This window comes from Candidatus Thiosymbion oneisti (assembly GCF_900092655.1).
Lineage (GTDB): Bacteria > Pseudomonadota > Gammaproteobacteria > Chromatiales > Chromatiaceae > Thiosymbion > Thiosymbion oneisti.
The window spans coordinates 1-13,612 of record NZ_FLUY01000099.1; the positions used below are offsets into that span (position 1 = coordinate 1).

Below are 13,612 nucleotides of genomic sequence, written 5' to 3' on the forward strand. Positions count from 1 at the left end.
CCAGGGGAAAGCGCCGTCGCCGCGGCGCGGGAGGAACCGAAGGGCCCGGATTCCCGGCCAACGCCGCTGGTATCCCCGGTGGCTGAGGTTCGACGCGGCCGCGCCGCTTTGCCGGCGCACTCCAAAGCAGTCCGGAAATAAAGAGCCAAAAACAAAGCGGAAAAATCCAGCCGACCTATTTGGTCGGCGGCTGTTTAGCATTGTGCAACACAACTGAATTTGCAAGGGGTTAATCGCTGATGGGATTAGTGAATGCTAAGTTGTCTCTTAGGAATCCGAGGAAACCCGATATCGAACCAATCGAAACTGAGGTATTAGCCGATACCGGCGCTATCCATCTCTGTATCCCGGAGCATATAAGAATCCAATTGAAATTAGACGCGATCGATAAAAAGGAAGTCACCATAGCGGATGGTACAAGAAAACTCGTACCCTATGTCGGACCGATTGAGATCAGATTTAAAAATCGGATCGGTTTTGCCGGTGCCTTGGTTATGGGCGATCAGACGTTGCTTGGAGCGATTCCCATGGAAGATATGGATTTGATCGTTGTTCCACTCACCAGAACCTTAGACGTGAATCCAGGTAGTCCGAATATTGCAACCTCAATCGTAAAATGATTGCCTGGCATGTGGCTTTGGACGCTTCCCGCTTTCCGCAAGACCGATGAGTGGCGGGTACACAATAAGGGGTTGCCAGTCACATATGAACCGCAGAAACGCAGAGCCTGTTTTCGATGACTGCTCTGTGGCCGCTGCGACTCCGCGCTTCAAAACCAGGGCTGATCGCCAACGGTTTGGGCTTTGCATCCGGCGTCGGCGTCCTGTTTCTACTGCCATCTCTGCCGCCCTTGTGGTCTCCGCTCCTGCTTGCCGTGCCCGCGGTGGCGGTGGCCTGGCGGTGGCCGTTGCTGCGGCCCTTCGCCTATGCCCTGGCCGGTTTCCTGTGGGCTTGGATTCAGGTCTGCCAGGTCCTCTGCGGGCCCTTTCCGGAGACCCTGGTGCGCCGGGATCTCGAGCTGACCGGCAGGATTGCCGGCCTGCCGGGGGAAACGGGCAACGGCGGCGCGCGGTTTCTGTTCCAGGTCGAGTACGCGCGTGCGGATGGACGGGCCATCGGCTTCGAGGGGCTGGTGCGCCTGAACTGGTACCGGGATGTACCGGCGCTCCGGGCCGGTGAGCGCTGGCGCTTGACCGCTCGCCTCAAACTACCCCACGGCTTTGCCAATCCCGGCGGGTTCGATTACGAGCGCTGGCTGTTCCAGCAGGGTATCGAGGCCACGGGATACGTCCGCGGTGCGGGCGAGAACCTGCGCCTGGACGCCGGGCCTGGGATCTATGTCATCGATCGCTGGCGCCAAGGGTTGCGTGAGCGTATCCGGGAGATCCTACCGGACGCTACCGGGGAGGCCCTGATGCAGGCCTTGGTCCTGGGGGACCGTTCCGGGCTGGGGCCCGAGCAGTGGGAGGTCTTGACGCGCACGGGCACCAATCACCTGATCGCCATCTCCGGGTTGCACGTGGGTATGGTGGCCGCCTTCTTGTTCTTTCTGTCCCGCTGGGTCTGGTCACGCAGTGTCCGGCTGATCCTGCTGATCGCGGCCCCACGGGCCGGCGCGATCGCCGCCTTGGTCGGGGCGGTTGCCTATAGCGCCTTAGCCGGATTCGCCGTCTCCACCCAGCGCGCCCTGATCATGCTGGCGGTGATCCTGGGGGCGGTGCTGTCCTCCCGCACCGTGCGCCCGGCGAGCGGGATCGTCCTGGCCCTGGTGGGGGTACTGATCCTGGACCCCCAGGCGGTGCTTGCCTACGGCTTTTGGTTGTCCTTCGCCGCCGTGGCCGTGCTGCTCGCCGCCTTCGGGCAGCGGCTCGGGACGAACAAGTTCCGGCGCAACTGGGGGCGGGCGCAGTGGGTCGTGGCCCTGGGGCTGTTGCCGCTGTTGCTACTCCTGTTCGGCCGTGCCCCCGTGATCGCGCCGCTGGTGAATCTGGTTGCCGTTCCCCTGTTCAGCCTGGTGTTGCTGCCGGTCGTGCTGACGGCGAGCCTGCTCGGCGTGTTACCCGGACTCGGGTTGGAGCTGCCGCTGGTCCTGACAGCGCAGCTGTTGGAGAGGGGATTCGAGCTGCTGGAGGCGGTCTCCGGCTGGGACTGGGCGGCGGTGACCGTGTCCCGGCGTCCGGTCTGGGTCTGGGTCGGTGCCTTCATCGGGGTGCTCCTGTGGCTCGCTCCCCGGGGATTGCCCGGGGCCTGGCTTGGGTCCCTGTTCCTGTTGCCGTTGGCCCTGATCCGCCCGCCGGCGCCGGGTGAGGGGACCGCTGAGTTTACGCTGCTCGACGTGGGACAGGGCCTTGCGGCCGTCGTTCGGACCCGGCGCCATGTCCTTGTTTATGACACGGGCCCGCGGTTTCCCAGCGGCTTCAACACCGGCACCGCGGTCGTACTCCCTTATCTCCGCCAGCAGGGCGTGCGGCACATCGACACCCTTATCATCAGCCACGCGGACCGGGATCACGCGGGCGGATTCGCAGGTCTGAACGGCAAGCTCCCCATTGGCCGCATCCTCAGCGGGGAGCCGCGGGAGCTTCCGGGAGGGCGCGCGCGTCCTTGCCTGGCCGGCAATGACTGGACCTGGGATGGGGTGGACTTCGAGCTCCTCTACCCGGCTACTGCCGGGCGCAAGGGCAACCCTAGCTCCTGCGTCCTGCGGGTGAACATACCGGGCGCCGGTTCCAGTGTTCTGCTGACCGGGGACATCGATGCCGGCGTGGAAGACGGGCTGGTGGCGACCCAACACGGGCGGCTCGCAAGCACCATCCTGGTAGCGGGCCACCATGGCAGTGCTACCTCCACAGGGACTGCCTTTCTGGCAGCGGTTGCGCCGCGCTTCGTGCTCTATGCCGCCGGCTATGCGAACCGTTTCGGCCTGCCCAACCCGGCGGTGCGCGAGCGGGTAGCGGTCCAGGGTGCCGCCCAGCTCGACACCGCGAGTGCGGGTGCCATTAGCTTTCGGCTCGGGCCTACCGGCATCGAAGGACCCTGGTCATTCCGCCGGGAGCACAAGCGCCTGTGGAGCCACCGCGTGCAGCCGATTTCAAACCACTCGATTTCGAGCCGCAAGGGCGCACGGGATTGAGATCCGATTCATTCCCGCAAGCAGGGGGAACATCCGAAACTGCTGTCGCTATCCGAACTGCCGGGGCTGGAAGCCCACGGGATTGACGATGGCGGCACTGTCGCCCGTGGCCCGAATCACGAATAACCCCTGGTTCTGCGCATACTGGTCGCTCGCTTGCTCCGCGCGCAGATAGGCCACCGCACCCAGCACCTTATGGGTGCTGTACTCGGGCAGGTAGTGCCTGGCTCGATGGAGGCGCTCGATGAACTTGTCGACCAAGCCGACCCGCAGGGTCGTCTTCACCTCTACGATGACGATCTCCTCGCCATCGTGCGCAATGATGTCGAACTCGTAATTCTCCCCATTGCGACATCCCTTGCGCCGGGTCGAGGTATCCTGGACCTGGATTCCCCGCTTGCCCAACAAGTGAACCAGATCTCCTTCCACCAGGCTCTCCATCAGCTTGCCCCACTGGCCCTCGAACAGGTCCTGCAGGGCCTTCATCTTCTTGTCCGTTTCCCGGAGTATGCGGTCCGTTTCCTGGAACTTACGGTCCGTATCCTGGAACTTACGGTCCGTTTCTTGGAACTTACGGTCCGTATCCTGGAACTTACGGTCCGTATCCTGGAACTTACGGTCCGTATCCTGGAACTTACGGTCTGTTTCCTGGAACAGTTGCCAAACTTTCTCGAAATTCAATGCAGTTTCCATCATAAAAGCGATCTTCGGTCGCTGAAGGTTTTCCCCTCGCTCAGGGGACTCGGCTGCGGTCGGCCGCCGATTTCGGAGACGCGTTGACAGCGCTTAGTTCGGGACGGAGGGAAGATCAAAATTAGGATAGCAGCTGTTTGCCTTCGGAACCATGAGGTTGTGCTAACATGCCGTTATCCGGCGCCACATGACAGACACAATGTCGGGGAAATACTTTGTCCATGAACGGTCTTCGGAATAGCGGTCTACTCCTGCTGCTGGTCCTGGTCGGCGGTTGTGCCTCGGTTCCCGGCGACCCCGACCCCAGGGATCCCATGGAGTCTTACAACCGTGCGATGTACAAATTCAATCAAGTGGTCGACGATGCGATCTTGAAGCCCGTTGCAAAGGGATACAAGGCCATTACGCCGGAGCCCGTGGACCGCGGCATCACCAACTTCTTCAACAACCTCGCGGACGTAACCTCGGCGCTCAACAATCTGTTCCAGTTCAAGCCTTCCCGGGCCGGATCGGATCTGGGGCGCCTGGCCGTGAATACCACCATCGGCGTACTCGGCTTCTTCGATGTAGCGACCGACATGGGGCTCCCGAGCTACAAGGAAGATTTCGGTCAGACCTTCGGTTACTGGGGCGACGACTCCAGCTCCTATTTGGTGTTGCCCTTCTTAGGACCCAGCACCATACGCGACACCATCGGGCTAGGCGGAGACATCGCTGCCAACCCATTATTTTATATCGATAATAGGCCTGTTACTTGGGGGCTGACTGGCCTCGACGTCACCGACACCCGGGCCGATCTATTGACCGCCGGAGACCTCCTGAAAGAGGCGGCCATCGATCCCTACGCCTTCACCCGCGATGCCTACCTGCAGCACCGCCGCAATAAAATCTTCGACGGGAACCCCCCCGAGGAAGAAGACGACTGGGAGGACGAGTTGGGCGAAGCCGATGCCGCGGCGGATGCTGGGTGAAGCGGCGATATATTCTATTCTCACCGCAAGAAACTACGAATCACGCGCATCTCCGCGGAAAATTGACCTGTCTGCCCGTAGCCTGCGGGAGCAGATGGCGACAGATTCGCGTGGATTCGTGTAATTCGTAGTTTCCCACGACCCTTGTTATCCGGCGGATCGACCGCGTCCTGCACCGCCTGCGGCATGCCTGGGGTGACAAGGAATAGGCGCGTAGTCAACCCAGGAATCCGCTTGCCAGTCCGCCGGTGCGTCTTCGCGGGGCGGGAGCGGGATTCCGCATTTGCCGGCGAAGTAGCGGTGGAAGGCGAGACTCGGGGTCAGCTCCGGATGGAAGACGGTGACCAGGATGTCGCGGTCTTCCGCGGCGGCGCAATAGTCGTCGATCTCGAGCAGGGGCGACACGGCCGTGCCGAGGTGGAGGATCTTCGGGGCCCGAATGAAGGTGAGCGGGATGGGTTCGGGGGCGACCGCCGGGACCTGCAGGGTGCGGTTGAAGCTGTCGAGCTGGCTGCCGAAGGCGTTGCGTTGGACCCGGATATCCATAAGCCCCAAGCTTGCCGTCTCGCCCACCACCTCCCGCGCTAGGAGGATAGCCCCGGCGCAGGTGCCCCAGAGCTTGAGTCCGGCCCGCAAGCCTGCTGCGATCTCGCGGTCGAGCCCGTAGCGGCGCAGCAGACGGCTCAGGCAGGTGCTCTCGCCGCCGGGCAGGATCAATCCGGTCAGACCCTCAAAGTCCGCCGCCTGCCTCACCCGCCTGGCCGGCAGGCCTAGGGCGGCGAGGTGCGCCAAGTGTTCGACCACGCCCCCTTGCAGAGCGAGGACCCCGATGATGCCCGACATGGAGCGAATTCCCTGGTACACCTGCGCCTAATTAACGAAAACAGGGAGGAATTTCCTGTTTCTGACCCCCTCTCCCGGCGGGACAGGGGCTTTTGCGCTCCTGCCATACCTTCTTCGATCCAGCATAGAACCACTGATTAACACCGATAGACACGGATGAATTTACAATGCAACCCGTTTCCATTCCAGCCGTGCCCTGCGGAACTTCGGAACCACACCGAGTTTCGGCCCGGTGATTTTCAAGTACACGAACCAATCCGTGTCTATCTGTGTTCATCCGTGGTTCTTGTTTTCGGTATTTGTGCGCATTCGCACTGGTTACCAGCCTCGCTCGGCCAGACGCGCTTCCTTAGGGATACTGGGGATCTCGATACCGGCCATGGGTTCGCCTAAGCCGGCGGATACCTCCAGGATCTTTTCCGGGTCGTCGGCATAGGTGGTGGCCTGGACGATGGCGGCGGCGCGGCGGGCGGGATCGCCCGACTTGAAGATGCCCGAGCCGACGAATACGCCGTCGCAGCCGAGCTGTATCATCAGCGCGGCGTCTGCCGGTGTGGCGATGCCGCCGGCGGCGAAGTTCACAACCGGCAGCCGCCCGGCCTCCCGGACCTTGAGCGCCACCTCGTAGGGGAGCCCCTGATCCTTGCAGAAACCCGTGAGCTCCTCCCGCGGCATGTGGTGGAGGGTGCGGATCTCCCGATTCATGGTGCGCATGTGGCGCACCGCCTCCACTACGTTGCCGGTGCCCGCTTCGCCCTTGGTGCGGATCATCGCCGCCCCTTCGGCGATGCGTCGGCAGGCCTCGCCCAGATTGCGGGCACCGCAGACGAAGGGGATGGAGAACCGGGTCTTGTCGATGTGGCTCTCCTCGTCGGCCGGGGTGAGCACCTCGCTCTCGTCGATATAGTCGATCTTCAACGCCTCGAGCAGCTGGGCCTCGACGAAGTGTCCGATGCGCACCTTGGCCATGACAGGAATGGATACGGCGGCCTGAATCGCCTGAATCAGGCCGGGGTCGGACATGCGTGCCACGCCGCCTTCGCTGCGGATGTCCGCCGGCACGCGCTCCAGGGCCATGACGGCCACGGCGCCCACCTCCTCGGCGATGATGGCTTGCTCCGGCGTGGTCACGTCCATGATGACGCCGCCCTTGAGCATCTGTGCCAACTGCGCATTCAAAACAAGTCGTTCAGCGGTCACTGTGGTACTCCGTATTCGCGAGCTCTGGGAGGCTAAGTGCCGTCAGGAGGTGGATTTTCAAGCCCATTGCCTCGCGGCGCTCGGCCTGTGTGTTGTAGCCCCAGCAGGCCAGGTGCAGGCGGACGACCGCCAGGTCCGGACGGGCGAGAAATCGCTTCAAGGTAGCCAGCCGGTCTTCCACCAGATGGATCGGGCGGCCAGGATAGTGTGCCATGAGATAGCGCACTACCGCCTCCTTCGACATCCCGCGGTCCAGACCGAAGATATGCCCGGCATCGAAACGCACGTCCTTGTGTTCCAGCAACCGCGCGACGAACCGCTCTTGCTTGGTGGTGACGATGTAGCAGTCGGTTCCGGGTGGGAGCGCGTTCAAGACGCGGCGCGTCCCTGGGTACAGAGGGCTCAGCGCCAACCATCCCTGCGGATCCGCTTGGAGCCAGCGGTCGCGAACCGCCCCGTACAGTCGCTTCAGACCTGCTGTATCCGTACCGGACCTTTCAACCACCTCATGGATCCGGTGCGGAAAGGTCTCGAGCAGCGCCTCCGGGTCTTCCCCGTCCTTGAGTAGACGCATCATCAGGATCGCCTGGTAGCCCGTTTCGATCACCGGTCGAGCGCGGCAATAATGCTCCAGGAGCGACTGCGGCGGCACTGCCTCTACCATATCCTCCCACAGGGTCGTCGCCGCCTTCCAGCCAGTAATGCCGGTCTCCCGGGCGCTGTCGCAGAGGACACCGTCAAAATCCAATGCGAGTACGGACATGGGGGCTAACCCTCAATACCATTAAGTTGAGGCAAATGCTGCTGGTTTGACCGGGATTGCCGGAACCGGATAGCCTTGAAAATTGTGAGAATTTTTACACCCCTATGACTGGATTCCGTTAATCCCTGGCGGAATGACGGTTTAATAGCATTGGAATGCAACTTCACGCTCTATTTTGGTGCTTATTTCTTCCATATTTATTATGAGCATCGACATAACTACGATTCACAATTGCGGCAGCTGTTGGGAATTCACCAGCAAGAATGGTCGCAGCAATGACCTCAGCAAATTTCTGCGATTTTCCTTCACCATAGCACTCCATTATAGAGAGGCACTCTTTCTGGCTTCCAAGTCTAGTGCCACCTCCAACCGTACCAATAAGTAAATTCGGGATTTCGATCTCCCAATGTAGGGATCCATTATCGTCAATGGAACAACTGTCCCTACAGACATGACACATACTAATATCAGCCATATCCTGCCCGCAAGCAAGGAATATTGCAGCAAGGCCATTTGCGGCATGAACATTCATTGAATGAATTCCGGCATGTTTTGCACTAATAAGGCAGCGTTGAAAAAAATCGTATAGATCTGCAGCATTAACATGAAGCAGCCGGAGTATAGATGCAGGAATCTTGACAGATGCCTTTACGTGGTATCCATAACCAATCTTTTCATTCAATGGGGAGTGGTGTTTAACACCACTATAATGTGACCGATGGTGAAACCTAACCCCAGTTTGTTGCTCAATATACAGACAAGCATTGAATGTCGCGCGATTTATCATATTTAAACCATGGGCATCGCAAGTGTCATATTTGAACCTTAATAAAATCATGTCGCCAAGGATTTCTTGGTCAATGCCAATTAGTGCCGTGTGGCTGCTATTGGCTTCTGCAATAGCCTTGATGGAGTCCATCTGGTCGATGATGAATTGATGAAAAGAGGTTATGTTATTCTGGTTTGAAGGAAGGAACATGGGTGATATGTGCACCGCATTCTTTACCGTAGACACTTCGATAGGGATTGAATATAATAATTTAGCTCCTAGATCATATGTCGCCACCAAAGCACCTTCTGTTGTAGCCATTGGCACATGGAAACAGCCTATAGCTACTTCCCCTGCAACATTAATCGGCCCGACCAGCCCGATTGGTATATGAGCAAATCCTATTGGATTCTCAATGTTACCTCGAAGCAATTCTGGGTTGTACGGACTTTGCCTAATATACTCTAAAGGATATCCTACAAGCTCTGATAGGGCCTTTAATTTTAAATCGATACTCTTTTGATCAAAATTTTTTCTATATTTTTTCAAAGTAATCATATATCACCTCAGTTAGACCATCAGGTCACATAATGCTGCAAATCACCGGCAGTAAAAAGCAGAGCAAGGAACGAGCAGCACTTTTTGTTACCTGGTCAAGTCCTGCCAGGTCTTACAGCTCTTCAAACACTGTTTCCTTAGAACCTGCCTCGCCAGCGCTCTAGGGGCGCGAGCTACGACCATTATTGAGGGCATACCTATGACAAGGGGCAGATACTGTTGCTACTACGGTGGTCCAGTCATCGGAGTGCTAAATACGCGTAGGTGCACTGGACGTAGCCGGTACGGCCGGTCGGCGGCCGATGGAGAAATAGGTGAGTCCCGCCGCGGTAACGACCTTGGGGTCGAACATATTGCGGCCGTCGAAGAGGAGGGGGTGGTTGAGCTTGCGCGCGATCGCCGCGAAGTCCGGGCTGCGGAACTCGGTCCATTCGGTGACGATGACCAAGGCATCCGCATCTTCCACGGCGGACATGGCGTCTTGGGTAAGGATCAGGTCATCCCGCTCGCCATAGATTCGAAGGACCTCCTCCCTTGCAACCGGATCGAAGGCCCGAACGCGGGCACCGGCGTCCCAGAGGGACTCCATGAGCCTGCGGCTGGGGGCCTCGCGCATGTCGTCCGTGTTGGGTTTGAAGGCCAGTCCCCAGAGCGCGATCGTGCGGCCCATTAAGCTGCCGGCGAAGTGATCGGCGATTTTCTCGAACAGGACGCCTTGCTGGCGTCGGTTGATCGATTCCACTGCGTTCAGGAGCCGGGCCTCGTATCCCATGGCCCGGGCCGTCCGCTCCAGGGCGCGCACGTCCTTCGGGAAGCAGGAGCCGCCGTACCCGCAACCGGGGTAGATGAACCGGTAGCCGATACGGGGGTCGGACCCGATGCCGATTCGGACCTTTTCGATGTCCGCGCCCAGCGCCTCGGCGATGTTGGATAGCTCGTTCATGAAGCTGATCTTGGTCGCCAGCATGGCGTTGGCGGCGTACTTGGTGAGCTCCGCCGAGCGCACGTCCATCAGCATGACCCGATCATGGTTACGGTTGAACGGGGTATAGAGGGCACGCAAGAGCTCGGCGGTACGCGGGTTGTCGGTGCCGACGATAATACGGTCCGGCCGCATGAAGTCCTCGATCGCCGCTCCCTCCTTGAGGAATTCGGGATTGGAGACGACGTCGAACTCGAGGTCCACTCCGCGTGTGGCCAAGGTTTCCCTGACCGTTTCGGCGACCTTGTCCGCGGTACCCACCGGCACCGTGGATTTGTCGACCAGGATGCGATAGGTATCCATGTGCTCCCCGATGGTCCGAGCGACGGTCAGCACATGCCGCAGATCAGCGGAGCCGTCTTCGTCCGGCGGGGTGCCGACGGCGATGAACTGAAACAGCCCGTGCGCAACGCCGGCTGCCGCGTCGGTCGAGAACGACAGGCGTCCCGTGTCACGGTTCTTCTTTACCAATTCCTCGAGACCCGGCTCGTGGATGGGAATACCACCCCCCTCGAGCACGGCGATCTTCGCGGGATCGATGTCGACGCAGAGCACCTTGTTACCGACTTCGGCCAGGCAGGCCCCGGTCACCAGGCCGACATAGCCGCTGCCGAAAATGGTCACGTCCATCGCAAGTTCCAGGGTGGGTTGACCTTGTAGAAGGTCCGCGCAGCGGACCCTACGCTTCCTCGCTATATCCCTGTATTGAACCACGGATCGACACGGATAAACACGGATTCGTCCTCATCCGTGTCGATCCGTGTTCATCCGTGGTTCACCCCGATGATGATCGTCATTCCTTCCCCTCCAGGGCTTGGTCCAGCTCCCTCCCCCACCGGGGGACAGGTTCCGCTTTGTCCAACCCGCGGGCTAACTGTCAACACGACCTGGCGGTTCTGTCACGGCTGCGCAGCGGCTCTCCGTTGGTTCCTACCGGCGCGCGTATGGAATCGAGAGTGCCAACATCAGAAAGGCAAGGCCGATGGCGAGCCGGTTGCCCAGATACACGAAGGGCGTCGCCCCTCGCCGCGGCTGTATCTCGGCTGAAAAGGCGCCGCGTTCGAAGAGGGGTACGCGACCTAAGATCTGTCCCCGGTGGTCGAGGATGGCGGAAATCCCGGTGTTGGTGGATCGCAGGAGCCAACGCTCGTTCTCCAGGGCCCGCATACGCGCCATCTCCAGATGCTGGTGGGGCGCCAAGGAGTCGCCGAACCAGGCATCGTTGCTGACATTGATGAGGTAGGCCGCCTCCGGCAGGGCCTCGATCACCTCGGCGGGGAAGACATCCTCGTAGCAGATGGAGGCGCCGGCCAGGTGCTCACCCACCCGCAGCAGCGGCCGTGGGGCATCGCCTGCGGTGAAGTCCGACATAGGGACCTCGAAGACCCGCGCGATGGGTTCCAGCCAGTCCCGGAAGGGGATGAACTCACCGAAGGGGACCAGGTGGCGCTTGCGATAGACATCCTCGACCGTCCCGATACTGATCAGACCATTGAAGTAAAGGCGCGCCTCGCGGTCCATGACCGGAATCCCGATCACCAGCTCGGTACCCTGTTCCCGCGCCTCCGCTGCCAGTGGCTGGATGAAGCTATCCTGTACCTCATGCAGGAAGTCCGGGACCGCCGTCTCCGGCCACAGGATCAGGTCGCTGTCCCAGCGCTCGCGGGTGAGCGCCAGATAGGCGCGCAGGCTGGCGATGCGCGTGTCCGGGTCCCATTTCAGGGACTGCGGGATATTGGCCTGCATCACGGTAGCCCGGAAGCCTGCACCATCCGGCTCGGTCCACTCGAGGCCCTTGAGGGCGGTGCCGGCGAGCCAGCTCAGGACGAGCCCGGCGAGGGCGGCGTACCTGACCCGCCCCCGCCGCCGTATCAGGCACCAGAGCAGCCCGGCGCACAGGGCCAGCACCAGACTGATCCCGTACACGCCTGCGATCGGTGCCAGACCTGCCAGCGGGGCGTCGATCTGGGTATAGCCGATGGTAAGCCAGGGAAAACCTGTGAAGAGCCAGCCCCGCAGCCACTCGGTCAGGACCCAGGCCGCGGGAAATGCCAGCAGGGGACCACTTAGGCGCAGGCCATCGCTGAGCCTGGCCGTCAAGGCGCCGGCGATCCCATAGTAGAAGGCCGCTACGACCATCAGCAAGGCGGTCAACAGATAGGCCAGCCAAGGGGCCATGTTGCCGTACTCGTGCGTGCTGATGCGGATCCAAAAGATGCCGAAACTCATCAGACCGATCCCGAACCCCCAGCCGATCAGCAAGCCTTCTCGCGGCCCCGATCCGGATAGCAGCGCGTAGCAAAGGGCCAGGGACAGAATAGCGACGGGATAGAAGGAAAAGGGCGCGAAGGCGAGCACTGCCAGGCCCCCCGCAGCCGCGGCGAGTAGGATGCGAACGGCAAGGGGAAGACCGGAAATCACGAACGGCACCTTTGGAAGACCCTGCGGAGGAAGACAGGTGCCGTTTCTATCAGCCGCGTCCCATGTGGTCAAATCTTCAACGAACGCCAGCGGATCGAGCTTGGCTGGCTCTATCCGCCTAATACAGTAGTGCCGAAGTACCGATAACAGCGGTTTGGTTCTTGCGGTGGGAATTCTTTTTTGCCGCAAATGAACGCGAATGAACGCAAATTTCGGATAAATTTTGGAAATGATATTACCTCACCCCTGAAGCTCTGAAAATCCAGCAATACTTTCACAGTCTCCGGAGCGTGGGAACGAGCCAGGGATGGTTACACTGCGCCGTGCCACGCGGGCCTATCGCGAACCGCGCAGCTCGGCTATCAGCCGGTCCTTTTCCGCCAGCGCCCTGTCTTTTTCCCCAATGATCTGATCTTTCTCCTCAAGGGCCTTTTCCATCCCCACCATCCGGCGCTCTATATCTTCCAGTTCCGCCAGGATCTCATCCTCCACCTCCATGGTTCGTCTGATTTGCGGCTCGGAAACCGCGCCGTTCAACCACCGCACCACCTTTCGGTAGGCCTCGGGATACGCTTCCTCATCGATGTCCAGGACGTGCCGGTCACCCTCGACTTTGCGGTGTTGGTCGAAAACGGCCAGGAGCCTTTCCGTGGCCGTTCTGCGCTCCGGCCCCAGCTGCGGGATCTGGATCACGAAACTGTCGTGGGTAAGACTCTCGATGAATTCCTCACGGTCCGGGATTTCCTCTCCGGTGGCCGCGTCGTAATAACGTCGCAGGACCTTGATGACGGGGGCTGCCACATGGTCGAGCCTGTACCCGAGGAAATAGATGCTGATGATCGGGGTTGCCTGCGGGGCCTTTTCGCCCTCGACCGGAAAAGCTTTTTTGTACTGTTCTCCCAGGTAACGTCGGAACCGCATGATGTCGGCGGCGAATTTGGCCTTCTGGATCTCGATGACCACGTGTTTCTCTTCGCCGGCGGAGGTTTTTATCAGGGCGGAGAAATCCAGCCGGTACACGATGAAGGTGCGCTTTTCCAGCGCCACGGCGGTTTCCTGGGGTAGGAGATCCAGGGAAAGGATCTCTTGCTCCAGGATCGTGGAGAGTATCAGAGTGGCGATTTCGTTGTTCTGCATCAGGTACTTGAACACGACATCATAGATGGGATTGGCGATTTGCATGGCTTATCTCCTGGCTCCATGGGTAGTGGTTAATATCTAAGTTAGAACATGACCAACGGCACTGGCCACTATGCCCCCTCTCCCGCCGGGAGAGGGT

The 13,612-nt window shown here is 60.1% G+C and carries 11 protein-coding genes; 3 read left to right on the plus strand and 8 right to left on the minus strand.

Going from position 1 to position 13,612, the window contains the following annotated elements:
• The first annotated feature begins 239 nt into the window (after window positions 1-239).
• A complete protein-coding gene (locus tag BQ17_RS01025; RefSeq protein ID WP_089723903.1) occupies window positions 240-620 on the plus strand; it encodes a clan AA aspartic protease in 381 nt (126 codons plus the stop codon).
• Window positions 621-736: 116 nt separating this feature from the next.
• A complete protein-coding gene (locus BQ17_RS01030) occupies window positions 737-3,133 on the plus strand; it encodes a DNA internalization-related competence protein ComEC/Rec2 (RefSeq protein WP_089723904.1) in 2,397 nt (798 codons plus the stop codon).
• A 48-nt stretch (window positions 3,134-3,181) separates the two neighbouring features.
• On the opposite strand, the gene BQ17_RS01035 is transcribed toward BQ17_RS01030, so the two are convergent.
• A complete protein-coding gene (locus BQ17_RS01035) occupies window positions 3,182-3,829 on the minus strand; it encodes a DUF8196 domain-containing protein (protein ID WP_089723905.1) in 648 nt (215 codons plus the stop codon).
• 218 nt (window positions 3,830-4,047) lie between these two features.
• Here BQ17_RS01035 and BQ17_RS01040 point away from each other — a divergent pair, with 218 nt between their 5' ends.
• Complete coding sequence (locus tag BQ17_RS01040; RefSeq protein ID WP_089723906.1) at window positions 4,048-4,797, plus strand: MlaA family lipoprotein; 750 nt, start codon at window positions 4,048-4,050, stop codon at window positions 4,795-4,797.
• A gap of 147 nt (window positions 4,798-4,944) precedes the next feature.
• Here BQ17_RS01040 and pdxT read toward each other — a convergent pair whose 3' ends face one another.
• From pdxT to BQ17_RS01075, 7 genes are all read right to left on the minus strand, one after another.
• Window positions 4,945-5,640 carry a pyridoxal 5'-phosphate synthase glutaminase subunit PdxT gene (gene pdxT / locus BQ17_RS01045; protein WP_089723907.1) on the minus strand — a complete coding sequence of 232 codons (696 nt, stop codon included), beginning with the start codon at window positions 5,638-5,640 and terminating at the stop codon, window positions 4,945-4,947.
• A 318-nt stretch (window positions 5,641-5,958) separates the two neighbouring features.
• Window positions 5,959-6,840 carry a pyridoxal 5'-phosphate synthase lyase subunit PdxS gene (pdxS, locus tag BQ17_RS01050; protein ID WP_089723908.1) on the minus strand — a complete coding sequence of 294 codons (882 nt, stop codon included), beginning with the start codon at window positions 6,838-6,840 and terminating at the stop codon, window positions 5,959-5,961.
• Window positions 6,830-7,603 carry an HAD family hydrolase gene (locus BQ17_RS01055; protein ID WP_089723909.1) on the minus strand — a complete coding sequence of 258 codons (774 nt, stop codon included), beginning with the start codon at window positions 7,601-7,603 and terminating at the stop codon, window positions 6,830-6,832. Before BQ17_RS01055 ends, pdxS begins: the two co-directional genes overlap by 11 nt.
• 163 nt (window positions 7,604-7,766) lie before the next feature.
• Window positions 7,767-8,930 (minus strand): hydroxymethylglutaryl-coenzyme A reductase family protein, encoded by a 1,164-nt coding sequence (locus BQ17_RS01060; protein WP_089723910.1) that lies wholly within the window; start codon window positions 8,928-8,930, stop codon window positions 7,767-7,769.
• A gap of 250 nt (window positions 8,931-9,180) precedes the next feature.
• On the minus strand, window positions 9,181-10,542 hold the full coding sequence (locus tag BQ17_RS01065; RefSeq protein WP_089723911.1) for a UDP-glucose dehydrogenase family protein: 1,362 nt from the start codon (window positions 10,540-10,542) through the stop codon (window positions 9,181-9,183).
• A gap of 300 nt (window positions 10,543-10,842) precedes the next feature.
• The gene (gene lnt / locus BQ17_RS01070) at window positions 10,843-12,333 is read right to left on the minus strand and encodes an apolipoprotein N-acyltransferase (RefSeq protein ID WP_369406448.1); all 1,491 of its coding nucleotides are present in this window, start codon (window positions 12,331-12,333) and stop codon (window positions 10,843-10,845) included.
• Window positions 12,334-12,669: 336 nt separating this feature from the next.
• Complete coding sequence (locus tag BQ17_RS01075; RefSeq protein WP_089723913.1) at window positions 12,670-13,515, minus strand: hypothetical protein; 846 nt, start codon at window positions 13,513-13,515, stop codon at window positions 12,670-12,672.
• Between the last annotated feature and the right edge of the window lie 97 nt (window positions 13,516-13,612).

Bases quoted from the DNA above. Each gene is read 5' to 3' on its own strand.
- BQ17_RS01040 (WP_089723906.1), top strand. From the start codon at position 4,048: ATGAACGGTCTTCGGAATAGCGGTCTACTCCTGCTGCTGGTCCTGGTC.
- BQ17_RS01055 (WP_089723909.1), bottom strand. From the start codon at position 7,603: ATGTCCGTACTCGCATTGGATTTTGACGGTGTCCTCTGCGACAGCGCC.
- BQ17_RS01030 (WP_089723904.1), top strand. From the start codon at position 737: ATGACTGCTCTGTGGCCGCTGCGACTCCGCGCTTCAAAACCAGGGCTG.
- BQ17_RS01060 (WP_089723910.1), bottom strand. From the start codon at position 8,930: ATGATTACTTTGAAAAAATATAGAAAAAATTTTGATCAAAAGAGTATC.
- BQ17_RS01035 (WP_089723905.1), bottom strand. From the start codon at position 3,829: ATGATGGAAACTGCATTGAATTTCGAGAAAGTTTGGCAACTGTTCCAG.
- pdxT (WP_089723907.1), bottom strand. From the start codon at position 5,640: ATGTCGGGCATCATCGGGGTCCTCGCTCTGCAAGGGGGCGTGGTCGAA.
- BQ17_RS01025 (WP_089723903.1), top strand. From the start codon at position 240: ATGGGATTAGTGAATGCTAAGTTGTCTCTTAGGAATCCGAGGAAACCC.
- BQ17_RS01065 (WP_089723911.1), bottom strand. From the start codon at position 10,542: ATGGACGTGACCATTTTCGGCAGCGGCTATGTCGGCCTGGTGACCGGG.
- BQ17_RS01075 (WP_089723913.1), bottom strand. From the start codon at position 13,515: ATGCAAATCGCCAATCCCATCTATGATGTCGTGTTCAAGTACCTGATG.